This window comes from Paraburkholderia sp. SUR17 (assembly GCF_029536165.1).
Lineage (GTDB): Bacteria > Pseudomonadota > Gammaproteobacteria > Burkholderiales > Burkholderiaceae > Paraburkholderia > Paraburkholderia kururiensis.
Map to the genome: position 1 here is coordinate 1,719,470 of NZ_CP120508.1, position 23,861 is coordinate 1,743,330.

The window sequence follows — 23,861 nt, forward strand, 5'->3', positions numbered from 1 at the left end:
TTCAAGTCTTTGAATATAAAAGGATTTTTCGGCGATTCCGGAGACAGCCAAGGATGTCTGCGTCACAAGATGATGGCAAAACAGACGGTATCCATCTCATTCATTATCCGGACTCGATAATCTACCGACAGCGCGATTCGGGCGTGACGGTAAAATTTTTTCCAGAAAGCTGGGCGTGGCGCGGGTTTGCGGGCACATCGAGGGCTTGTGGTTGGTGACGGTAAAAGTTGTACCAACCACGAAAACCAGCATCGATGCTCACCGAATTTGCACTTCGCAGTCCTTTCTGAGCATTACCCGTCAGCGTCGGAATTGCATGCTGGGGCTTCCAGAATGGGGTTCTCGGTCGTGGGCAAGCTCGTACAACAATTCCTGCTGTCCACGACGCGTGTACCGACGGAAATTTTGGACAATTCAGTAGTAGCGGAAAGTTGGTCAACTGAAGAAAAGCCGCATGCTGCGGCTTTTCTTCACACTCGTCATGCCAATCGGAGCATCAGTATGAGGGGATGAATGGAGACGGTGTGAACCCGTACCCGCTTCATTCGTATGGTTCAAGACGTCCCCGTCACAATTTTTCTGGGATCGCTGGCGTTTCGTTCTCAAAGAAGGGTTATAGTCTTCGTCGAAAAGGGGCCTTCGAATAACAAGAAGGCAAAAAGGACCGGGGGATTCATGGAATCAGTACGGGGGCAAGCCGCGACTGCGGCCGGTGAAGATCAGTCCATTTTTCAGAGTAACTTGCCGCTTGTTGAAAAGCTGGAGCGAGCTCGCATCGAGTTACTCGATTTATCAGCGCGCAATCGCCTGCTTAATATGCCCCGAGGTGCTCGGGGAGGTCGCTCCATCGAGATTATCGATGAGAAAGCGGGAGAGATTTTTCGGCTGTTGGTCCGAGAGGGGAAGACTTTCTCGTTCCTGGCAGGGCGCGCCGCGGAAACCGGGGATCCGATGCGGGAGGGCGCTGACGAAGCCTCAGTAGAAGCTGCTTCGGACAAGGCGCCGACCGAACTCGATGAGATCGACGAATTGGCGCAGCCCGAAGACAACAGCACTGACGAGCGGGGTGTTTTGCGCCGGCATGCCGACACGCGTCTGCAAACACGTTTGACCAGCAAGGGTCTCCAGAAGCGCCTGCTGGAACTTTATCTGGATGCACGTACGTTGGAGGAAGAGCAGGGCGTCAACGTGCTTTTCCTGGCGATCGGCGCCCTGAAGTGGGTCGATCCGAATAACGCGGAGAACATTCGGTATGCGCCGCTTCTATTGATCCCCGTTCAGCTGGATCGCGGCAACGCGGGCGAACGCTTCAATTTGAAAGTCAGGCAGGAGGACTTTGCGTCGAACCTGTCGCTCGAAGCTTATCTCGATCGAGTGCATGCGCTTCGCATGCCAGCTTTTGAGGCGAATGATACGTTTGAGCCACTCGATTATATGGAGCTGGTTCGAAAGAGCGTTGAAACCAAGGACACGTGGGAAGTGCTCACCGACCATATGTCGGTGGGTTTTTTCTCCTTCGCGAAGTTCTTGATGTACCGGGACCTGGATCAAGCAGTTTGGCCCAAAGATGCCACGATCGCTGACCGTCCGCTGATTCGCTCACTGTTAGCAGATGGTTTTGCCGACGGTGAAGACCTCGCCCATGAGGACGCCAACATCGATGGGCTGATCCCGCCATCGGAAATGCTTCATATCCTGGATTGCGACAGTTCGCAGGCGTTGGCAATCCATGAAGTGCGACGAGGCAAGAACCTGGTCATCCAGGGGCCGCCGGGTACAGGTAAAAGTCAGACGATCGCCAACATCATCGCCGCCGCGGTCAAGGACGGGAAGAGTGTGCTCTTTGTGGCCGAAAAAATGGCTGCACTGGATGTTGTGAAACGCCGTCTCGATGATAAAGGCGTCGGCGACGCATGCCTGGAACTGCACAGTAACAAAGCCAACAAGCGCGCGGTACTGGACGAGCTTCGGCGAACGTGGGAATTGGGCGCTCCTAAGGTAGCGGATCCGGGAAGCCTGTTCGCACGTCTGACCGAAGCGCGCGACAGCCTCAACGCCCATGCCAGGAATCTGCACGCCGTCGATTCGAAATCGGAGCTATCTCCGTTCCAGGTGATTGGGCACCTGGTTCGTCTTCGCGAACAGGGTGAACGTCCCAACGACATTCAACTGGAGACCCCAGAGGAGTGGGGCAAAGATGGTTTCGCGGCGCGCCGGAGTTTGCTGGCTGATTTGGCTAGCCGCGTGATTGAAATTGGTCGGCCAGCTGATCATGCCTGGGTGGGTGTGGGGCTGGCTGCGATTTCACCGATGGATGCCGAGCGTCTGGTCGCACGCGTTCAGCAGTTGTTGCATCGGGTCGTGGCGGAGCAGCAGCAGTTCGCCGTTGCCGCGGAGCTTCTGGAACTCACGCCGCCACTTCGGCTGTCTGACATTCCTCCGATGGTGGAACTGCTCCAGCGCATCGCGGTGGCACCCATACTCTCCGCGTTGGCCATGGGACATGCTGCCTGGCGGAATCCCGATCCCATCCAGCACTTGCTCGAGCTTGGGCAACGGTATGCAGCACAACGAGAGGCTTTGGCTGACCGAGTTGTTGGGAATGCATGGGACATCGACGTGGGCGACACGCTCCGTGCCTTCACGGAGCTTCCCGAGACCTTCAATGAGGAGCAGTTCCAGCGCCTCGCCCGGCTAGCCGAAGAACTTCCCCGTTTGTTGGGCGAAGCGGCGGCGCTCGCTCGTCAACTGGGGCGGGAGGCAGGGTCCTCGTTTGAAGACTTCCAGATGCTGGCGCGCATCGGTGAGCGTGTGGGATCGGCGCCGCCCGCCAGCCCGGAAACCTTCGCGTCGGACCTATGGAGTGATGGGATTGAGCGGGCCGGTGAACTCGCGCAAGCCGTGGCCGACCTCGATGCCGCCAAGATCGCCATTGGGTCGCAGTTGACCGAGATGGCGTGGGCCCTCAACTTAGCTCCCGCACGCGCAACTTTGGCATCACGCGGCACAAGCGTCTTCCGTCATTTAAGCGGTGAATGGCGTGCAGCCCGTCGGTTGGTCGAATCGGTTCTGGCAACCCCAAATCAGCCCCTACCCATGGTGCTGGGATTGCTGGATACCTTGGCCAAGGGGCAGGACGCGAAGAAGATCATCGACGCCGAAGATGCTTTTGGACGCAGCGCGTTTGGCGACGATTGGCGTGGCGCCAGATCGCAGTCAGCACCGCTGTTGGCGTTGGTCGAGTGGATGCGGTCTCTGAAGGGGTTAGGTGCCGAGCCCCGGCTGATCGCCGCGCGCAGCCCGGAAAAAACGGAAGTGGCGGCGCGCGCCAGGCAACTGTCGTCCGTTTGCCTGCAGATCGAACACGGACTACGAGAAGTCTGGGAAGACCTGGGGGCGGTTCGAGGGCCGGTATTCGGCGACGTGGCAGCGGTGGAGCGTGCCGATTTGAGTTCCCTGCTCCAACTCGCAATGCGATATACGAGCGCGCATTCAGCCGCCGGCGCGCTATTCTCCGCGTCAGTCTCTGACGCCGGTAAAACCCGTTCTCTACTGGAAGCGCTGGCCGCTGGTCAACGCGATCGTCAGGCCGTGCGCGAAGGTTTAACTTTGGGGCAGGCAGCATTCGACAGTGCGTGGCAGGCAGAACAGTCCAACTGGGCCGTGCTCAAATCCGCCGCGGACTGGATCGGACAGAACCCGGACATCCGGGCTCTAGCCGGCCGGATCAGCGAGCGAGAGCATTTGGTACCTCGTGCCAGAGTGCTGACGGAATCCCAAGGGCTTATCGAAAGCAGCCTCAAGGCGTTGGCTGACGAACTCCAATTGGACCTGGAAGCGTCCATTGGCGGCACGATTCCGGATGCACGGCTTGAAGTTATTGTTTGGCGCCTGCGGCGCTGGAGCGAGGAACACGAACAGCTCTTCCGCTGGGTGAACTACCGGGATCGCTCGGCACGGGCCCGGACTCAGGGTTGCGGTGATCTGGTTGCTCGCCTCGATGACGGCCGACTTGCGCCGGCAGCATTGGCCACGGCATTTGAGATGGCCTATTTCGAGGCAACTTATGCGCGCATGGTTCGTCTCCAACCAGATCTCGCCCGGTTCGATGGGGCCACGCATGGACGTCTTGTGCAGGAGTTTGCCTCGCTGGATCGGCAGCGGATTATTGCCGCGAGCTCGGAAGTGGTACAGGCGCATTACCAGAACGTTCCACCTCGCGATGGTGGCGCGCTCGGGCCGCTAGGAGTGCTCCGGGGGGAAATTCAGAAAAAGAAGGGGCACATTTCGTTGCGCAAGCTTGTGGAGCGGGCTGGGCCAGCTTTACGAGCGCTCAAGCCAGTTTTCATGATGAGCCCGCTATCTGTTGCGCAGTTTCTCGTGCCGGGAAGTATGGAGTTCGACTTGCTGGTGATGGACGAAGCCAGTCAGATTCAGCCCGTTGATGCTTTGGGTGCAATCGCGCGATCAAGGCAGGTCGTCGTCGTTGGTGACCCCAAGCAGTTACCGCCCACCGCCTTCTTTGCCAAGATGACCTCGAGCAACGAAGACGAGGATGACGAAGGCGCGACCGCAGTCGCAGATATTGAGAGCATCCTTGGATTGTTCGCAGCTCGTGGCCTGCCTGCCCGGATGTTGCGCTGGCACTATCGGAGCCGTCACCAGTCACTGATTGCGGTCAGCAATCGTCAGTTCTATGAGAACAAACTTTACATCGTGCCTAGCCCTTACACGGCACAGGGTGGTAGGGGCCTGCGATTCCATCACGTCCACGAAGGTTTGTTCGATGCGGGCAACAAGCGCAATAACCTGATCGAGGCGAAAGCAGTGGCACAGGCGATCATTGCTCATGCGCGCACCTACCCGAAGCTCTCCTTGGGAGTCGCAGCTTTCTCCGCTGCCCAGCGCCGCGCCATCATTGACGAACTCGAACTTCTGCGCCGCGAGCTGTCACCGGACGTTGAGGAGTTCTTCAAGGCGCATCGTTCGGAACCGTTCTTCGTCAAGAATCTGGAAAACGTTCAGGGCGATGAGCGCGATGTCATCTTTATCTCTGTCGGCTATGGCCGATCCGTGCCTAACGGCCGAGTGCCGATGCGGTTTGGCCCACTGGGTACGGCAGGCGGCGAGCGACGCCTGAATGTTTTGATTAGCCGCGCCAAGCAGCGATGCGACGTGTTTGCGTCCATGACGGATGAAGACATTGATCCGGCCTATGCGGCGGAGCGGGCAGGGGTCAACGCGTTCCGGATTTTTCTCCAGTATGCCCGCACGGGGCGCCTGCCGATGGCGGAGGTCACGGGGCGCGATCATCACAGCGTGTTTGAGGAACAGGTGGCCAACGCATTGCGGGCGAGAGGTTACGAAGTCCAGACACAAGTAGGTTTGGCTGGCTTCTTCATCGATCTGGCTGTCCTCGACGCCGAACGCCCCGGCCGATTTCTACTGGGTATCGAATGCGATGGTGCTGCATACCACAGTGCCCGCTCGGCCCGGGATCGCGATCGGCTGCGGCAGGCCATCCTGGAGGAGCACGGCTGGACCATCCACCGGATATGGAGCACTGACTGGTTCCAGCGCCCGATCGAACAACTGGACGTTTTGATTCGTCGCATTGAAGCGCTCAAGTCTGAGTTCGATGAGTTGCGGGAAGATGCTGTGCTTTCCGAGCAACTGGATATCGAGGCGCCTTATGTAGAGCGGGAGACGGTAACGGACAAGGAAGACGCTGCCGGTTTCGCACCCTACGAAGAAGTGACCTTGCTGCGGCCGAACCATCTCACCGGCGAACTGCACGAAGCGCCACAGGGCGCGTTGACGGAGTTGGTGGTCCAGGCAGTCCAGGTGGAGGGGCCTGTGCATCGCGACCACGTCATTACCCGGATGCGGGAAGCGTGGGGTTTGAAGCGGGCCGGTGTCCGGATTGAAGATGTGGTCGGGCGATCCATTGATGTTGCGGTAACGATGGGCCGGATTACGCGTTCCGGAGAGTTCCTGTCGACGCCGAACCACGTCCCGGTGCCTCGTGATCGTTCGGGGGTTAATACGATTGCCCTTCGTCGAGCCGATATGCTACCGCCGGCGGAGATCGAAGTCGCCACTCTTCAACTGATTGAGAGGAGCTTTGGCGCCACGCGGGAGCAGGTCGTTCAGGCGGTATCACGTGGGTTTGGCATCCGCAACACAAGCAGTCAGGTTCGAAGCGTCCTTGAGCAGGCCGTCGACAGCATGATCGCTCGACGGCAATTGAAGGAAATCTCGGGAGTGTTGACTGCCACGGATGAATCGAGGCGGGCGGTGTGACCTGCCGAATGACCCTGACCCACAAAACTATCCCATTTGGAAGTGGAAAATTCCGGCATGACGTTGTCATCAAGACCAGGAGGTCATGCTGTGAAGAAGCGCAAGTTCACCGAGGAACAGATTACCTATGCGTTGAAGCTGCCGGAGCAGACGCAGCGCACCGGCGCCCTCATGCGCGAACACCTCACGCCGGCACAGCAGCGGCCGGCTTCGCGGCGCCATCCGGTTGCCGGGCGGCCTCGGCGAGTGCGTCGCGCAGCGCGGCAAGCGCGGACGACGCATACCCTTGCCGCCACGCGAGCAGCGTATCGATCTCGCCGAACCCGGTAATCGCGTGCTGTACGACGTTCTCCGTCTCCGGCTGAAGATCGAGCACCGAGCGCGGCGCCACCGCGATCCCCGCACCGGCCGCGACGCACGCGACGATTGCGTGGTACGAGCCGAGTTCCAGCACACGCGCGGGCTTCATCCCATGCGCCGCATACCATTGCTCGACGTATTTGCGGTACGTGCAGCCGCGCTCGAACGCGATCAGCGTCGACGGGATCACGTCGCGCGGCGTGCGAACCGGCGGATGGCCGCGCGGCGTGAGCAGCACGAGGTTCTCGCGGAAGATCGGCACCGTCTCGAACGTATCGGGCAGCGTGTCCGGCGCGGGCGGCCGCGCGAACAGCGCGGCGTCGATCTCGAAGTCGCGCACCTTGTCGACCAGCCAGCCGGTCGTGCCGGTCACGAGTTCGAGCGACACCTCCGGCCACGCGTGGTGATAGCGCGCCAGCACGGCCGGCAGGCGGCTTGCGGCCGTGCTTTCCATCGTGCCGAGCCGCAGCCGCCCGCGCGGCGTGTCTTCGCGCACCGCGTCGCGCGCTTCGTCGGCGAGTGCGAGCAGACGCTCCGCATACGGCAGCAGCGTGTGGCCGGCGGGCGTCAGCACGAGCCGGCGCCCGTCGCGCACGAAGAGCGCCGCGCCCAGGTCCTCCTCGAGTTGCTTGATGCGCGTCGTCACGTTCGACTGCACGCGGTTGAGTTTCGCCGCGGCACGCGTCACGCCGTTCTCGCGCACGACCGCCCGGAAAATCGCCAGTGCCGCCAGATCCATTGTTCTCTCCATGCGATGGATGGATTCTCGATTATTCATTTTCCGAGAATGCCGGGTCAAGCTACGATCGACGCGTTCCCCTCTCCGTTCCGGCCGGCGTTTCCCGCGCGGCCGCTCGCACCATGGCCCGTTCCGAAGCTCCGCCCGCCGCCGCCCGCGCGCTTTCCGCCGACGAGACCGACCGCCGCGCCGGCGCCGCCGCGCTCGCCTGCATGGTCGGGCTCGCGGTGGCGCTCGGTGTCGGGCGCTTTGCGTTCACGCCGCTGCTGCCGCTGATGCTGGCCGACGGGTCTGTCGGCCTGAAGGCCGGCAGCTGGCTCGCGTCGGCGAACTATGCGGGCTATTTCGCGGGGGCGGTCAGTTGCGCGGCGCTGCGCATGGCGCCCGCACGGATGATTCGCTTCGGGCTCGCGGCGACGGTTCTGCTTACCGCCGCGATGGGCGTCGGGCATCTGCTGGCGGTGTGGCTCGTGGTGCGCTTCGTTGCGGGCGTGGTCAGCGCGTGGACCTTCGTGTTCGTGTCGCAATGGGGACTGCGGCGCCTTGCCGAACTGCACGCGCCCGAATGGGGCGGCGTCATCTATGCGGGGCCGGGTGTCGGCATCGTGCTGACGGGGTTGATCGGCCGCGCACTGGAGGGCCATCGCGCAGCGCCCGGCTGGCTGGGATTTGCCGCGCTGTCGGCCGTGCTGTCGATCGCGATCTGGCGCACGTTCGGGAGCGCGCCTGTGGCGGGCTCGCCTGCGTCCGGTGCAACGCCGAATGTCGCGGGCACGCCTGCGTTCGGGGCAAAGCCGAGTGTCGCGGGCACGCCTGCGTTCACCGCAACGCCGCATGTCGCAGCCGTGCAGTCGTCCGCCGCCACGCCGCATGCGGTGACCACTGCCGCCGCGCCCGCCGCGGACCCGCGGCGCCATCGCGCCGATGCGATCGGGCTGGTCGTGCTGTACGGAATGCCGGGCTTCGGCTACATCATCACGGCGACGTTCCTGCCCGTGATCGCGCGCGCCGCCCTGCCGGCCGGCTCGCCGTGGCCCGACCTGTTCTGGCCCATGTTCGGCGCGGCGCTGATCGTCGGCGCGCTTGCCGCCGCGCGGCTGCCCGCGCACTGGGACAACCGGCTGCTGCTTGCCGCCGGCTGCGCGACGCAGGCACTCGGCATCGCGGCCGGCATCGTGTGGCCGAACGCGGCGGGCTTTTCGGTGGGCAGCGCCTTGCTCGGACTGCCGTTTACCGCGATCACGCTGTTCGCCATGCGCGATGCCCGGCGCCTGCACGGCACGCGTGCGACCGGGCTGATGGGCTATGCGACCGCGTCGTACGGCGTCGGGCAGATTCTCGGGCCGCTCGTCGCAGCGCCGCTGACCGCGCGCTTCGGATCGTTCACGCCGGCGCTGGGGGTCGCGGCAGCGGCCCTCGTCGCGGGCGCGGCGGGGTTCGTCGCGATGGCTATGCTCGGGCGTCGTGCGGCGGCTTGATGCGGGCGGAGGGTTTGTGTTGCGAGACAGCCAACGTTCTGAGCTGAGCCTTGGAGCCTGTCTGCCAGAGCCGCAGCGGGGCAGGCAGAACTTCGCGGGCATCCGGTGTGCTTTCTCTTTCTGACGCCCGGTTCTGTGTGAACGCCGGGGCCGGTCTGTCAGGACCCCGCCAGGAGCCCGCCAGGAACGCGCCAGGAACCCGCCCGATGACGCTCGAACAGATTTACGCCCGAATCTGGGATGACCTCGCTGCCGCTGTACGCGAAGAAGATCTGCCGTTCAAGGTGATGCAGGCCGCGACGATCGGCCTCGACGGTTCCCCGAATGTGCGTACCGTGCTGCTTCGGGGTGTGAGTGAGCAGAAGAACGTGCTCACGTTCCACACGGACCTGCGCTCGCCGAAGATTGCCGAACTGAGCCGGGAGCCGCGCATCGCGCTCGTCGGCGTGGATCCCGTTCAGAGCCGGCAGATCCGGGTGTTCGGTGAAACCCGGATCGTTCGCGACGGGCAAGCGCAACTCGATGCGTGGCGCGCCAGTCCCGACCACGACCTGATCGCCTACCGGACGCGGCTCGCGCCCGGAACGCCGATGAGCCACGCAGACGATGCGCTCGGCACGGCCCACGATGCACACGGTGTTCCGGGGCCCGACGAGGGCCTCAAGCATTTCTGCGTCGTCGAGGTTCGCCCCGCGCGTCTGGATTGGCTCGATCTTTCAGCGGAGCGCCCGCTGCGGGCGCGCTATGTGCGTCAGGGCGACGGTTGGATTCACAGCTGGATTGCGCCCTGAGCCGTCTCGTTCGAACAAGGCTGATGTCTGGCGTTGGTATCGCGTTCAGAAGCCGTGTCGAAGCGCCTCGCCGGTTGTAGGCGCCACGCCGTCAGCACCGGTTCTCCCGCTTGAACGTCTCCGACGGCAATTCGCCGAACTGCTCGCGATACTCGCCCGAAAAATTCCCGAAGTGCCAGAAGCCCCAGCGCGTTGCGACCTCAGTCACGGATCGCGCGCCGCGCAGCTCGCGCCGCACGCGTCCGAGGCGCACCGCGCGGATGTAGGCGGAGGGATTCACGCCCAGCGTTTCCTCGAACGCGTATTGCAGCGTGCGGCGGCTCGCGTGAAAGCGCGCGCAGAGTTCCGCGACGGACAACGGGCAGTCTGGCGATTCCTCCACGACGTTGCGCACCGCGCGCACCAGTTGCCAGTGCCGGGAGATTCGCGCCGCGGCGGGAGAAGCGCTTCGCGCGGGGGCGTCGTCCGGTGTTGCCGCGAGCATCTCGGCGAGCCCGAAGATGGCGTGCCGCTCGAACGAATCCACCGCGCCCGCGTCGTCCAGCAGCGCGGGCTGCGCGGTGACCGCATCGAGCATCGTCTTCAGCGTGGCGCGATACGTCTGCAAGTGAAGAGGATCGATGTTCAGCACCGTGGCATGCGTGCCGAGTCGCGCCTTGAGCGCCCCGATCTGTTCGCGTGCGAGGAGGCTCGCCATCGCGTTCGGCTCGATCTCCAGATTCACGACCACATGCCGGTCCGGCGAGAGGAACTCGAAGCCGCCGTCGCCCGAGAACACGTGCAGGCCGTCGCGGTGACTCGGCTGGCCGCACAGCAGCGCGTGTCCTTCCAGCTGGAACGGCACGCCGATCGCGATGCGCCCCGGTGCGACCGCCCCGCGCTGATACACCGTGCGGTTCAGGCGCTCGACGAGCACGCGCACGCCGCCCGCGACGAACGAACTCACGGAGCCGTCGAACGGTCCGCGCGAGATCTGGCAGTAGGTCTGGTTCCAGGCGTCGAGCAGCAGCGCCTGTTCGTCGACGTTGCGGCAGCGGCGGATGTCGACGGTGGCGCGGGTCGAGGCGCACGTCTGCATGGCGTTCTCCGGCGCGGGTAGGGAAGCTGCGGGGCACTACGAGGACCGCAGGGAAACTGGTGCCAACCCCGGAAGCGGGCGGGCGACAGGCATCCGGCCGGCCCAGTGTAAGTGAAAAAAATGCGCGCTGTATGGGTGAAACGCCGGATGCGTGGCGTTACGGGTGGCGTTATGGGTAGCGTTACGCACCCGTGTCGCGCCGCACGGCGCCGGTCCGTCACGCCTCGGCCACAGGCCCGGGGCGCAATGTTTTTTTTGCCAATTTTGGATAGTGGCTACGATTTGGGCTGCTTATCGTGACCCCAGCGTTGTGCCCAACGGAACCCAATGGAGTAACAGGAGGCATTGCATGAGCGTAGCGGCAGGCGAACACACGGAGGGCGCCGCAATGCGCCCGGGCAGGCTGGCGGGCAAGATCGCCATCGTTTCGGGCGGGGCAACGGGCGCGGGTGGCGCGGCGTCGCGGCTCTTTGCCCGCGAGGGCGCCCAGGTCGCGCTTGTCGACATCAATGCCGATGCGGGCGAAGAAGTGGTCGCGCAGATCCGGGCCGCGGGCGGTGTGGCCGAACTGTTCACAGCGGACGTCGCAAAGCGCGCTGCCGTGGACGCGGCGGTGGCCGGCGTCGCGCGGCGCTTCGGCCGCATCGACGTGCTGTTCAACCACGCGGGCAGCATCGTGGTGAAGCCGTTCCTCGACACCACCGACGACGACTACGACTGGCTCATGGACGTCAACGTGAAGAGCATGTTCATGATGACGCGCGCGGTGCTGCCGCACATGCTCGTGAACGGCGGCGGTTCGATCGTCTGCACGGCGTCGATTTCGTCGGTCGCGGCCACGCCGCTCGAAGTGCTGTACTGCACGACGAAAGGCGCCTGCGCGATGTTCGCGCGGGCCATTGCAGTCGAGTATCGGGATCGCGGCATACGCTGCAACGCGGTCAACCCGGGTTTCATCGACACGCCGCACGGCCGCCGCGAAATGAGTGCGCTCACGAAATACGGCTTCGACGCAAGCGAGGCCGCGCTCTCGGTGCAGCAGGGGCGGCTCTGCGCGCCGGAGGAGGTGGCGCAGGCGGCGCTCTTCCTCGCGAGCGACGACGCGTCTTTCATCAACGGCGCGCACCTCTACGTCGACAACTGTTTTACCGCGGCCTGAACGGTCTTGACCGTTCGCGCGGCAACGAAGCATCAGCGGCAACGAAGAAGCATCAATTCAAGGCTGTTCCCATTGCAGTTGCACTGCCCCAAATCTCGAACAAAGGATCGATCATGGATATCAACCCGGCCGTGCAACCGGCTGAGCCGGTCGACAACGACGTCAGGCTCCTGCACAAGATGGGCTACGCGCAGGAGCTGTCGCGCCGCATGGGCGCGTTCTCCAATTTCGCGGTCTCGTTTTCGCTGATCTGCATTCTGTCGGGCGGCATTACGTCGTTCCAGATGGGATTGTCGGCGGCGGGCGGCGCATCGATCGGGCTCGGCTGGCCGCTCGGTTCGGTGTTCGCGCTCGTCGTGGCCGCGGCCATGGCGCAGATCGCATCGTCGTTCCCGACGGCGGGCGGCCTCTACCACTGGAGCTCGATTCTCGGCGGCAAGACGTGGGGCTGGCTCACCGCGTGGCTCAATCTGCTCGGCCTCGTGTTCGTGGTCGCCGCCATCAACTACGGCACCTACGATCCGTTCTTCCGCACGCTGATCGCACCCATGTTCGGCGTGAATCCGGATTCGCTCGGCTGGTGGTCGCAGACGATCTTTCTTACCGTCATCACGGCTTCGCAGGCGTTTCTCAATCATCGCGGCATCCGCATCACGAGCCGCATCACCGATTTGTCGGGATACCTGATCTTCGTCGTGACGGTGGTGCTGGTGATTTCGCTGCTGGCGTTTTCGCCGGTGAAGGTGGACCTCTCCCGCCTCTACACCTTCACCAACTTCACCGGCGTGGACGGCGGCGCCTGGCCGAAGCAGACGATGGCGCTCGCGTTCCTTTCGGGCCTGTTGCTTACGGCGTACACGATCACGGGTTTCGACGCCTCCGCGCATACCTCCGAAGAAACGCACGAGGCCGCGCGCAACGTGCCGCGCGGCATCATCGGGTCGGTGTTCTGGTCCACCACGTTCGGCTACGTGATGGTCTGTGCGTTCGTTCTCGTGATGCCCGACATTGGCGCCGCGGTGAAGCAGGGCACCGGCTTCTTCCAGGCCATCCTTGCGCCGATTCCGGGGCCGCTGCGCATCGTGATCGAACTGCTGATGTTCTTCATCAACTACGTCTGTGGCCTCGCCGCAGTGACCTCGACTTCGCGGATGATGTTCGCGTTCGCCCGCGACGGCGGCCTGCCTGGCTCGAAGTGGCTGCGCAAGGTGAACGCCGCGCATCGCACGCCGGGCACGGCGATCTGGGTGTCGGCCGCGCTCGCGATTCTCGTCACGCTGTACGGCGACGCGTTCACGGTGCTGAGCGCTGGCAGCGCGGTGTTCCTGTTCGTCTCGTACGCGATGCCGACAGCGGCGGGCATCCTGGCCGAAGGCCGCACGTGGACCGAAAAAGGCCCGTTCCAGCTGGGCTGGCTCTCGAAACCGTTCGCCGTGGCCGCCGTGTTCGGTGCACTCGTGCTCGCGTATGTCGGCATCCAGCCGCCCAACGAGAAAGTGATCTACGTGATGGTCGCGCTGCTCGTGGTGCTGCTCGCCATCTGGTACGTGGGCGGCGTGCGCAAGAGCTTCAGCGGACCGCCTATCGGCGGCCTCACGAAAGAGCGCGAACGCGCGCTCGAAGGCATCGAGGGGCAACTGGACGAAGCTTGAGCGAAGCTCGGTGGTGGTGGTGGGGCCGGGCCGGGTTCGATGCCCGGCCCGGTTTGTTTTTTGAGGCGCGGCGGCTTGCGAGCGGGGCGCCGGGAACCCGGCGCTGACCGCTAGTGCAGGCGCCATGACGTGAGTTAAGGGGCTGTGCTAAGGGCCTGCGCTAAGGTGCGTTAAGGCCCTGCGTTAAGGGTAAGGGCCTGCGCCCCTAGCCGAAGTACGTCGCTTCCATATCGTCGATCAGCCCCGGCTGGGTCGGCGTCCAGTCCAGCACACGGCGCGTGCGTTCGCTCGACGCCAACATGTCCGCGCCCGCAAACCGCCCGAACCAGCCGAAATGCTCAGCGGCTTCTGCCGGCGACAGCGAAACAACCGGTATCCCGAGCCGCCGCCCGATCACTTCTGCGATGTCCTTGAACCGCACGCCTTCCTCGGCGACGGCGTGAAACGGGCCGTCTGCGGCGCCCCGTTCCAGCGCGAGCCGGAACACCCGCGCGGCGTCGAAGCGGTGCGTCGCGGCCCAGCGGTTGAGCCCTTCGCCCACGTAGGCTGAGATGCCTTTTTCGCGTGCAATCGCGATGAGGCGCGGCACGAACCCGTGATCGCCCGCGCCGTGCGTGGAAGGCGCCAGACGGACCGCCGAGGCGCGAACGCCGCGCGCCACGAACGCACTCGCGGCGGCTTCGGACACGCGCGGGTAGTTTTCGGAGCGGGGCGGCGGCACGTCGTCCTCGGTGGCGGCGCGGCCGTGTGCAAGCATCGCGAGACCGGAGGTGACGAGGAGCGGCCGGTTCGAGGCCGCCAGCGCATCGCCGATCGCCTCGATGGCGCGGCGGTCCAGCTCGCAGTTTTCGACGAACCGCGAGAAATCGTGGTTGAACGCCGTGTGAATGACGCCGTCTGCGGCCGCCGCGCCGCGGCGCAGGGCGTCCAGATCTTCCAGCGAGCCGCGGTGGACCTGGGCGCCGGCCGCGACGAGCGACGCCGCGCCGGCCTCCGAACGGGCAAGCCCGAGCACGTCGTGTCCCGCATCCCGCAATTCCCGCACAATAGCGGAGCCGACAAATCCGGTCGCGCCGGTAACAAACACGCGCATAGCCAATTCTCCTGGTTGGGGTACGCAGGCACTCTCGCGCGTTCGCGTCACGTGGTGAAGTCGTGGCGTTTTACAGGTATACGGACTAACAGCATGAGCACGCAGAACCCACCCCCCAATCTGCTGGGCGACTACCTGAAGGACCGCCGCGCACGGCTCGACCCTGCGGCGCTGGGCTTTTCGGGCACCCGCCGCCGCACGCCCGGCTTGCGCCGCGAGGAAGTCGCGCTGCGCGCCAACGTCAGTGCGACCTGGTACACGTGGCTGGAGCAGGGGCGCGGCGGCGCGCCTTCCGCGGAGGTGCTCGAGCGCCTCGCCAGCGCGCTGCTGCTCACGCCGGTGGAGCGCGAACACCTGTTTTTGCTGGCCCAGGGCCGCCCGCCCGCGGTGCGCTACGAAGCAAGCGGCGTGACGCCGCGGCTGCAGCGCGTACTCGATGCGTTCGAACTCAGCCCGGCCGTCGTCAAGACGCCGACGTGGGACATCGTCGCGTGGAATCGCGCGGCGGCATCGGTGCTGACGGATTACGCGTCGCTTGCGGCCCACCAGCGCAACGTCTTGCGGCTCTTCTTCGGCAACCCGCGGGTGCGCGAAGCGCAACTCGACTGGGAGGGCGTGGCGCGCTTTCTTCTTGCGACGTTTCGCGCGGGCGTCTGCCGGGCGGGCGCAAATGCCAACAAAAGCGCGAACGTCGAGGCGCTGGTCGCCGAGTTGAGCGCATCGAGCCCCGAATTCGTGGCCATGTGGCGCGAGAAAGACGTGCGCACGCACGGCGAGGGCTCGAAGCAACTGCGGCATCCCGTGGCCGGTCTGCTCTCGCTCGAGTTCTCGTCGTTCGCCGTGGACGGCCATCCCGATCTCACGATGATGGTCTACAACCCCGCCACGCCCGACGACGCCGAGCGCATCCGCGCGTTGATCGCCGCGCCGGCGGCGACGCCGGCTTCGGTACCGGTTTCGGTCCCGGTCCCGGTGTCGGCATGACGGTGCGCCGCCCGCCGGCCCGCGCCCGGTCGCTGGGCTCGCGCTTGCCGATGCCGGGGCAGTTCGCCTTGCCCGGTTTCGAGGTGCCCATGCCGGCCCCCACGGACCGCCTGCTGTTCCTGCTACGTCCCGACGCGCAGGCCGCCGCGCGCGTTGCTGCGCTGGTGCAGCGGCTATTCACTGGGCACGGGCAGCGCGGGCTTGCGGGCGTGCCGGTTCCCGTGCCGCTGCTGCACGTCACCTTGCATGAGCTGGGCGTCTACGCGGGCGTGCCGAACGACGTCGTCGCGCGTGCGAGTGCCGCCGCGACCGCGGTGTCGATGCGGCAGTTCAACGTCTCGTTCGACGCGGCGACCCGCTTCTCGCCGGAGCAGTCGCGGCATCCGTTCGTGCTGACGGGCGGCGAGGGCGTGATCGGCTGCGCCTTGCTGCATGAGGCGCTGGGCACCGCGCTCAGGGACGTGGGTTTTCGGGTCGGATCGGCGTCCGGTTATACGCCTCACCTGACGCTCGCGCGCGGCGACAACGGCGCGAGCGACTTCCCTGTTAAACCGCCCATTGCCTGGACGGTGAGCGAGTTTCTGCTCGTGCACAGCCTGATCGGCCAGCGCCGGCATGTGGTGCTGGGCCGGTGGAGGCTCGCGCAGTAAGGACTCGGCCCGAGTGGCCGTGTCGGCAGGTGTGCCGGCGAGCCGAAGGAACCTTCGACGAAGAGCCGCCATGCGCCGTGAATGTTTTGTGAACAGCCTGATAAAATGCCCGGGCCGCAACGCCGTGGATCGCAGATGAAATTGCTTGATGCTCTCGTCGAACAACGTATTGCCGCCGCAGCCGCGCGCGGCGAGTTCGACGATTTGCCGGGAACCGGCCAGCCGCAGGCGTTCGACGACGACCTGCTCGTGCCCGAGGAAGTGCGTGTCGCGAACCGCATTCTTAAGAACGCCGGTTTCGTTCCGCCCGCCGTCGAACAGCTGCGCGCACTGCGCGATCTGCGCGACGAACTGGACGCGGTGAGCGATCGCGCCGCGCGGTGCCAGCTTGAGGCGAGAATGCTGGCGCTCGACATGGCGCTCGAATCGCTGCGCGGCGGCCCCATGGTTCTGCCGCGCGAGTATTGCCGGCGCATTGCCGAGCGGCTGTCCGAGCGCGTCGTGGCAGACGGCGATGCCGCGAGCACGGAACAGCCGTGCGCCGACCGTGCGCTTGAAGACCGCCGTGACGGCGGCGAGACCCTGGAAGCGAGACCGCTGTGAGCGTCGTGCCCGACGCGTCCCGCTCGGCCGATACGTCAGAGGGGCTCGGCGCGTGCGCTTCTTCGAATACGCCTCGCGCATGTGCCGGCGCGGGCGCCGGTGCAGGCAACACGCCGGATGAACCGGCGCCATCCACGCCCACGAATCCTTTCACGGGCAATCCCGAGCCTGTCTCCGAACGCGATCTCCACTTCATGACGCTCGCGCTCGCCGCTGCCGAAGAAGCGCGGGCGGCCGGCGAGGTGCCGGTCGGCGCCGTGCTGGTTCGCGGCGACGAAGTGATCGCGACAGGCTTCAACCATCCCATCGGCACGCACGATCCCTCCGCGCACGCGGAAATGGTCGCGCTGCGGGCCGCCGCCGAATCGCAACGGAACTACCGCCTGCCGGGCTGCGAACTGTACGTGACGCTGGAGCCGTGTCTGATGTGCGCCGGCGCCATCATGCACGCGCGGATCGCGCGCGTGGTGTTCGGCGCACGGGACCCGAAGACGGGCGCGTGCGGCAGCGTCGTCGATGCCTTTGCCAATACGCAGCTCAACCACCACACCACGGTGACGGGCGGAGTGCTCGGGCACGCATGTGGCGAAGCGCTGCGCACGTTCTTTGCCGAGCGGCGGCGCGCAAGCCGCGAGGCGCGGGCGGCGGGCGCCGTTCAGGCGTCCCGTACCAATCTGCCCTCCTGAACCACGACGAAGATCGAACTGCTTCCTGCCATGACTGCCATGACCGCTCAGGCCCGCACCATTTCGCTGATCGCCCCCTCGGGCTACCCGCACGACCCCGACGCTATTACGCGGGCCGTCGAGCGGTTGCGCGCGCAGGGGCATCGCGTAGAGGGAATGGAGGCGCTCGCGCGGCGCTATCAGCGCTTCGCGGGCACCGACGGCGAACGGGCCGCGGAACTGAACCGCCTTGCCGACACCTCGCAGCCGCTGCCCGACGTCGTGCTCGCCGTGCGCGGCGGTTATGGCGCGGTGCGCATCCTGCACGGGCTCGACTACGAAGGCTTGCAGCGGCGGCTGCGCGGCCAGCCGGTCGCGCTCGTCGGTCATAGCGATTTCACGGCGATCCAGCTTGCGCTGCTCGCGCGCGCCGGGCTGGTCACATTCGGCGGCCCGATGCTCGCGAGCGACTTCGGCGCCGAAGAACTGAGCCCGTTCACGATGGAGCATTTCTGGGAGGCGCTGTCGAAGCCGTCTTTCACGCTCGAAGTCGCGGCGCCGCAGGTGCAGTCTGCGAGCGTCACAGGCACGCTGTGGGGCGGCAACCTGGCGGTGATGTCGTCGCTGGTGGGCACGCCGTACATGCCGCCCGTGGAAGGCGGCATTCTGTTTCTGGAAGACGTCAACGAGCAGCCGTTTCGCGTCGAACGGATGATCTATCAGCTGCACCTGGCGGGCATCCTGGCGCGCCAGCAGGCGCTCGTGCTGGGCGATTTCTCGGGCGGCAAAGCATTCGACTACGACAATGGCTACGACCTTGCGGCCATGATCGAGCAGGTGCGCGCCGTGGTGCGCATTCCGGTTATGACGGGCTTGCCGTTCGGCCACATCGCCGACATGGTCACACTGCCCGTGGGCGCAACGGCGAGGCTCGATGCCGATGCCGAGGGGTTCAGGCTGGCGGTGAGCGGTTATCCGCACCTGGGATAAGAGGGGCGGCGGGGGGCGGCGCACCCCGGAGAAGCGCAGGCGGAGCGGGCCCGGTTCAGGAGGGCCCGCTTTTTTTTCAGGTCGCTTTTTTCAGGTTCGGCGCGACAACGAAGCCAAGCCATCTCGCGCGGGCGGCTGCGGGGTGGATTTACCGCGGTACGTCCGGCGCAGGATTACGCGCCTGGTTCGTGGTACTGCCGCTGCTGGATTTCACGCACTTGTCGCCGGGGCTGACATCGAGTCCCCAATCGCCGTGTTCGTACCAGTCGTCGCCGAGCAATTCGGCCGGATGCTGGGTGCGACTTTGTCCGTTGCCACAGCGCATGTCGCTCGCCTGGCAGTAGTGATCGCAGCCCCAGCAGATTCGCTCCGGATGCAGCGGGTGCAGCGGAAATACCTTGGCCATGCGTGTTCTCCGGGCGATTCCATCGCGATAACGCAAAACATCATTATCCGGCCCGGTCAGGGACGAGAACTGAGTCTGAATGACGCAGAGACGGGCGCCCGCCTTCGCCGGAGGTGAACTGCCACCACTGCGCCCATGTTGCCTGGCTTGTCGGCCCGCTGGGCACAACCGGCTTCGATTTTGTTGACAAAAAATAGAGGCATCTGAGGACGTTGGGTCGAAGCGGGGCGCTCCACGGAACCATCGCGCACCGCGCATGGGACCTGTCTTGCGGCGATCAAGCCGGGAAACGGTACTGATTCCCGCTCGCTGCGGCCAAACCATGCCAGGCCATCTCCTCGAAAACCCCACCCAAAAATTGTTGACAATCTTTATGTCCATCCTAAGATACCAACCATAACGGCGCCTGCACGAGAGGACACACCGCCGCAGGCTTCACCGTTGGCGCCGGCGTGCCTGCACGTGGTGCGCCGCGCACTGAAACGAATCCCGGCCAGTACCAACGTCGAGGCGAGCGCCACGGTCTCGCCGCGTCGACACAAACGCCGTACGGAAAGTACGCAGACCACCGTGGCGCCCCATGCCGTTCCGCTGGCGCTCATCTGGCAGCCCGCCGGCAACCCGCCGGCAACTGGCATGAGGGATGCAGCACAACGCCGCCTGCCCGCCGATGACGCAAGACGTCATGCAAGGCATGACACAAGGCGAGTAGCAGAGCGACCGGCGTTTCCATCTCACGGAGGAGGAGTCATGGCTCAGTTCAGTGCGGCGCAAAGCGCGCCGGCAACATCCGCTTACGACGACGCCACGGCGTCCGACGCAGGCGAGGGCGGCGACGTATTGGTGCCCGCAGGCTACAGCGAGCGTCTCTACAACCACGACCTCGCACCATTGCGTCACCAGACCTGGGGCGCTTACAACATCTTCGCGTTCTGGATGTCGGACGTGCACAGCGTGGGCGGCTATGTGTTCGCGGGCAGCCTCTTCGCGCTCGGCCTCACGAGCTGGCAGGTGCTGATTGCGCTGCTCGTGGGCATCGGCATCGTGAACGTACTGTGCAACCTCATCGCACGGCCCAGTCAGATGCATGGCGTGCCGTATCCCGTGGCCTGCCGTGCGACGTTCGGCGTGCTCGGGGCGAACATTCCGGCGGTGATCCGCGGGCTCATCGCGGTGGCGTGGTACGGCATCCAGACCTATCTCGCGTCGAGCGCGCTCGTCATCGTCGTGCTCAAGTTCTTCCCGCAACTGATGCCGTATGCCGACATGCATCGGCATGGCTTCGCAGGTCTTTCCGCGCTCGGCTGGGCAGGCTTCATGACGCTCTGGGTTTTGCAGGCGCTGGTGTTCTGGAACGGCATGGAGACCATCAAGAAGTTCATCGACTTCGCCGGCCCCGCCGTCTACGTGGTGATGTTCGTGCTCGCGGGCTACATGGTGTGGCGCGCGGGCTGGAACAACATCGGCATCAACCTGGGCGGCGTGAAGTATCACGGCATGGAGGTGCTGCCCGTCATGGTGACGGCCATCTCGCTCGTGGTCTCGTATTTCTCGGGGCCGATGCTGAACTTCGGCGACTTCTCGCGCTACGGCAGGAGCTTTCGCAGCGTGAAGCGCGGCAACTTCTGGGGGCTGCCCGTCAACTTCCTCGCGTTCTCGCTCGTGACGGTGGTGACCACGTCGGCCACGCTGCCCGTGTTCGGCCAGCTGATCACCGACCCCGTCGAAACAGTAGGCCGCATCGATCAGCCCACGGCCGTGGTGCTGGGCGCGTTGACCTTCACCATCGCCACCATCGGCATCAACATCGTCGCGAACTTCGTCTCGCCGGCATTCGACTTCTCGAACGTCGCGCCGCGTCTCATCAGTTGGCGCGCGGGCGGCATGCTGGCGGCGGTGGCCTCCGTCTTCATCACGCCGTGGAATCTCTTCAACAACCCGGCCGTGATCCACTACACGCTCGACGTGCTGGGCAGCTTCATCGGGCCGCTCTATGGCGTGCTCGTGACGGACTTCTATCTCGTCAAGCGCCAGAAGATCGAAACGGGCGATCTCTACACCGTGTCGCCCACCGGCGCGTACTGGTATCGCAATGGCGTCAACTACCGGGCGGTGGCCGCGCTGCTGCCCGCGGCGCTGATTGCGGTGGCCTGCGTGCTCGTGCCGCATCTCGATAACCTCGCGAATTTTTCGTGGTTCATCGGCGCGGCGCTCGGCGCGGTTTTCTATCGGGCGCTGGCGGCCGCACGCTGATCGTTCAACCTTGGGAGTCACCATGCGCATCAAGCTCATTAATCCGAACACCACACAGCGCATGACCGATGCGATGGGCCGCTGCGCGCGCGAGGTCGCCGCGGCGGGCACCGAGGTCGTGGCGGTCTGTCCGACCATGGGGCCGCCTTCCATCGAAGGCTATTACGACGAGGCCATGGCCACGCCAGGCCTGCTCGCCGAGGTGGCCGCAGGCGAACGCGAGGGCTTCGACGCCTACGTGATCGCCTGCTTTGGCGACCCAGGCCTGTACGCCGCGCGCGAACTGGCGCGTGGTCCGGTGATCGGCATTGCCGAGGCCGCGATGCACGCGGCGAGCGTGCTGGCCCCGGGCTTCTCCGTGGTGACGACGCTGGCGCGCACGCGTTCGATGGCCTGGCATCTGGCCGAGCGCTACGGCATGCGGCGCTTTTGCCGCAACGTGCGCGCAACCGACGTCGCCGTGCTCGATCTGGACCGTCCCGGCTCGGCGGCACGCGAGTTGATCGTGGACGAATGCCGCCGCGCAATCGACGAAGACGGCGCCGAGTCCATCGTGCTCGGTTGTGCCGGCATGGCCGAGTTGTGCGCCTACGTGGAAGACGCTGTGGGCGTGCCGGTGGTGGAAGGCGTAACGGCCGCGGTGAAATGGGCCGAAGCGCTCGTCGCGTTGCGGCTCGCCACGGCCAAGCGCGGCGACTTTGCGCGGCCGCTTCCGAAGCGTTACGACGGCGAACTCGAACGCTTCAGCCCCGGCGACGACGGCTTGCCCGACATGGAGGCCCCGAAGACGGCGTACCGGTTCGGCTGAGAGTTGGGCTGACAGTTCGGCTGACAGCGGGGGGCATGGCGGTGGCCGCGAGAGGCTGGCGATGGCGCGCAACGAACGTACGTGATGCACGCCGCGAGCACGCCGCGAGCACAGCGCGAGAGCGCGATGCGATGCATGGCAGAGGCAGACCGAGCACACCCCAGGCCACGCCGGTTTTTGCGCACTGCACATACATCGCTGCTGACGGGCACTATCTCGCCCGCTGTATGGGCGCTCCGGATTGTTTTCGCTACACTGGTCCGGTCCTGAAGGCGGCCGATATCCACGCATCGCACGGGCCCCGCATAGGCATCACGTCCCGCCGGGCACCGCCTTCTTCCGTTTCGACACTTGCCTTCCATCATGACACTCGACTCTCACTATCCCCGCGATCTGGCCGGCTATGGCCGTTATCCCGTGCAGGCCGACTGGCCCGGCCGCGCGCGCGTTGCGGTGCAGTTCGTACTGAACTACGAAGAGGGCGGCGAGAACTGCGTGCTGCACGGCGACCCGGCATCCGAGCAGTTTCTTTCCGAGATTGTGGGCGCAGCAGCGTATCCCTCGCGCCACATGAGCATGGAGTCGATCTACGAATACGGCTCGCGCGCCGGCGTGTGGCGCATTCTGCGCGAGTTCGAAAAGCGCGGCCTGCCGCTCACGGTGTTCGGCGTGGGCATGGCGATGGAGCGCAACCCCGAGGTCGCGAAGGCGTTCGTCGAGCTGGGCCACGAGATTGCGTGTCACGGCTATCGCTGGATTCACTATCAGGACATGGCGCCCGAGCGCGAAGCGGAACACATGCGGCTCGGCATGCAGGCCATCGAGCGCGTCACGGGCGTGCGGCCTCTCGGCTGGTACACCGGGCGCGACAGCCCGAACACGCACCGGCTCGTTGCCGAATACGGCGGCTTTCTCTACGACTCCGATTACTACGGCGACGACCTGCCGTTCTGGATGGAGGTGGACGTGACGGGCGGCGCGAAGGTGCCGCAACTCATCGTGCCGTACACGCTCGACACCAACGACATGCGCTTCGCCACCCCGCAGGGCTTCAACACCGCCGACCATTTCTTCACCTACCTGCGAGATGCCTTCGACGTGCTCTACGAAGAGGGCGACGAAGCGCCGAAGATGCTGTCGGTGGGCATGCATTGCCGGCTGCTCGGTCGCCCGGGGCGCTTTCGCGCGTTGCAGCGCTTTCTCGATCACATCGAGCAGCACGACCGCGTGTGGGTGACGCGCCGCGTCGACATCGCGCGCCACTGGCGCGAACGGCATCCGTATGCGCAGACGGGCCGCGGAGCCGCGGCATGAAGGCCATGCGCCATACCCTCGACCAGATCAATGCGTTGCCTGTCCGCGCGTTCGTCACCGCGCTCTCGGGCATCTTCGAGCATTCGCCGTGGGTGCCCGAGGCCGTAGCGGGCGAGCGACCGTTCGCGAGCATCGAGGCGCTGCACCGCGCGATGTCGAAGGCCGTGGAAGCGGCGGGCGAGGCGAAGCAACTCGCGCTCGTCAACGCGCACCCGGAACTGGCGGGCAAGGCCGCGGTGCGCGGCGAACTGACGGCCGAATCCACGCGCGAGCAGAGCAGCGCCGGACTCGATCAATGCACGCAGGAAGAGTTCGACCGGCTTCAGCAGTTGAACCGCACCTACCGCGAAAAATTCGGCTTCCCGTTCATCCTGGCCGTGCGCGGCTACGACCGGCACGGCATCATCGCGAACTTCGAAGCGCGCGTGAACAACAGCCGCGCCGACGAACTGCGCGCGAGTCTGGACCAGGTTTATCGCATTGCGCGCTTCAGGCTCGACGAACTCATCGACGAGCCGGCGACGCGGGCCTGACA

General features: G+C 65.1%; 18 protein-coding genes. 14 read left to right on the forward strand and 4 right to left on the reverse strand.

The window, feature by feature from the left end:
* Window positions 1-675 precede the first annotated feature (675 nt).
* A complete protein-coding gene (locus tag P2869_RS07650) occupies window positions 676-6,303 on the forward strand; it encodes a DUF3320 domain-containing protein (protein ID WP_277597916.1) in 5,628 nt (1,875 codons plus the stop codon).
* Window positions 6,304-6,487: 184 nt separating this feature from the next.
* Here P2869_RS07650 and P2869_RS07655 read toward each other — a convergent pair whose 3' ends face one another.
* Window positions 6,488-7,402, reverse strand: coding sequence for a LysR family transcriptional regulator (locus tag P2869_RS07655; protein WP_277597917.1), 915 nt, complete (start codon window positions 7,400-7,402; stop codon window positions 6,488-6,490).
* Between the two features lie 122 nt (window positions 7,403-7,524).
* On the opposite strand from P2869_RS07655, the gene P2869_RS07660 reads away from it, so the two are divergent.
* Window positions 7,525-8,880, forward strand: a complete 1,356-nt coding sequence (locus P2869_RS07660; protein ID WP_277597918.1) for a YbfB/YjiJ family MFS transporter — start codon at window positions 7,525-7,527, stop codon at window positions 8,878-8,880.
* Window positions 8,881-9,086: 206 nt separating this feature from the next.
* Window positions 9,087-9,671: a pyridoxamine 5'-phosphate oxidase family protein gene (locus P2869_RS07665; RefSeq protein WP_199540117.1), complete on the forward strand. Its 585-nt coding sequence runs from the start codon at window positions 9,087-9,089 to the stop codon at window positions 9,669-9,671.
* 91 nt (window positions 9,672-9,762) lie between these two features.
* Here the strand turns inward: P2869_RS07665 and P2869_RS07670 are convergent, their stop codons facing one another.
* The gene (locus P2869_RS07670) at window positions 9,763-10,749 is read right to left on the reverse strand and encodes a helix-turn-helix domain-containing protein (protein ID WP_017777658.1); all 987 of its coding nucleotides are present in this window, start codon (window positions 10,747-10,749) and stop codon (window positions 9,763-9,765) included.
* Window positions 10,750-11,098: 349 nt separating this feature from the next.
* Between P2869_RS07670 and P2869_RS07675 the strand changes: the two genes are divergently transcribed.
* On the forward strand, window positions 11,099-11,908 hold the full coding sequence (locus P2869_RS07675) for an SDR family oxidoreductase (protein WP_277597919.1): 810 nt from the start codon (window positions 11,099-11,101) through the stop codon (window positions 11,906-11,908).
* 113 nt (window positions 11,909-12,021) lie between these two features.
* The gene (locus P2869_RS07680; protein WP_017777660.1) at window positions 12,022-13,560 is read left to right on the forward strand and encodes an amino acid permease; all 1,539 of its coding nucleotides are present in this window, start codon (window positions 12,022-12,024) and stop codon (window positions 13,558-13,560) included.
* Between the two features lie 205 nt (window positions 13,561-13,765).
* On the opposite strand, the gene P2869_RS07685 is transcribed toward P2869_RS07680, so the two are convergent.
* Window positions 13,766-14,653 carry an SDR family oxidoreductase gene (locus P2869_RS07685; RefSeq protein ID WP_277597920.1) on the reverse strand — a complete coding sequence of 296 codons (888 nt, stop codon included), beginning with the start codon at window positions 14,651-14,653 and terminating at the stop codon, window positions 13,766-13,768.
* Window positions 14,654-14,746: 93 nt separating this feature from the next.
* Between P2869_RS07685 and P2869_RS07690 the strand changes: the two genes are divergently transcribed.
* The 5 genes from P2869_RS07690 (at window position 14,747) to ldcA (ending at window position 18,545) form a co-directional block, all read left to right on the forward strand.
* Window positions 14,747-15,637 (forward strand): helix-turn-helix transcriptional regulator, encoded by an 891-nt coding sequence (locus P2869_RS07690; protein WP_277597921.1) that lies wholly within the window; start codon window positions 14,747-14,749, stop codon window positions 15,635-15,637.
* Window positions 15,634-16,287 (forward strand): 2'-5' RNA ligase family protein, encoded by a 654-nt coding sequence (locus P2869_RS07695; RefSeq protein WP_277597922.1) that lies wholly within the window; start codon window positions 15,634-15,636, stop codon window positions 16,285-16,287. Before P2869_RS07690 ends, P2869_RS07695 begins: the two co-directional genes overlap by 4 nt.
* A gap of 135 nt (window positions 16,288-16,422) precedes the next feature.
* Window positions 16,423-16,890 carry a DnaJ family domain-containing protein gene (locus tag P2869_RS07700; protein WP_277597923.1) on the forward strand — a complete coding sequence of 156 codons (468 nt, stop codon included), beginning with the start codon at window positions 16,423-16,425 and terminating at the stop codon, window positions 16,888-16,890.
* Entirely contained in the window at window positions 16,887-17,576 is a 690-nt protein-coding gene (gene tadA, locus P2869_RS07705) for a tRNA adenosine(34) deaminase TadA (protein ID WP_277597924.1), read from the forward strand. The genes P2869_RS07700 and tadA overlap by 4 nt, the downstream gene beginning before the upstream one ends.
* Before the next feature lie 39 nt (window positions 17,577-17,615).
* Window positions 17,616-18,545 carry a muramoyltetrapeptide carboxypeptidase gene (gene ldcA / locus P2869_RS07710; RefSeq protein WP_277598071.1) on the forward strand — a complete coding sequence of 310 codons (930 nt, stop codon included), beginning with the start codon at window positions 17,616-17,618 and terminating at the stop codon, window positions 18,543-18,545.
* Between the two features lie 148 nt (window positions 18,546-18,693).
* On the opposite strand, the gene P2869_RS07715 is transcribed toward ldcA, so the two are convergent.
* The gene (locus P2869_RS07715; RefSeq protein WP_126879714.1) at window positions 18,694-18,951 is read right to left on the reverse strand and encodes a DUF3079 domain-containing protein; all 258 of its coding nucleotides are present in this window, start codon (window positions 18,949-18,951) and stop codon (window positions 18,694-18,696) included.
* A 750-nt stretch (window positions 18,952-19,701) separates the two neighbouring features.
* Between P2869_RS07715 and P2869_RS07720 the strand changes: the two genes are divergently transcribed.
* The 4 genes from P2869_RS07720 (at window position 19,702) to uraD (ending at window position 23,859) form a co-directional block, all read left to right on the forward strand.
* Entirely contained in the window at window positions 19,702-21,204 is a 1,503-nt protein-coding gene (locus P2869_RS07720; protein ID WP_277597925.1) for an NCS1 family nucleobase:cation symporter-1, read from the forward strand.
* Between the two features lie 22 nt (window positions 21,205-21,226).
* Window positions 21,227-22,012: an aspartate/glutamate racemase family protein gene (locus P2869_RS07725; RefSeq protein WP_277597926.1), complete on the forward strand. Its 786-nt coding sequence runs from the start codon at window positions 21,227-21,229 to the stop codon at window positions 22,010-22,012.
* A gap of 363 nt (window positions 22,013-22,375) precedes the next feature.
* On the forward strand, window positions 22,376-23,326 hold the full coding sequence (puuE, locus tag P2869_RS07730) for an allantoinase PuuE (RefSeq protein ID WP_277597927.1): 951 nt from the start codon (window positions 22,376-22,378) through the stop codon (window positions 23,324-23,326).
* The gene (gene uraD / locus P2869_RS07735; protein WP_277597928.1) at window positions 23,323-23,859 is read left to right on the forward strand and encodes a 2-oxo-4-hydroxy-4-carboxy-5-ureidoimidazoline decarboxylase; all 537 of its coding nucleotides are present in this window, start codon (window positions 23,323-23,325) and stop codon (window positions 23,857-23,859) included. Before puuE ends, uraD begins: the two co-directional genes overlap by 4 nt.
* Window positions 23,860-23,861 lie beyond the last annotated feature (2 nt).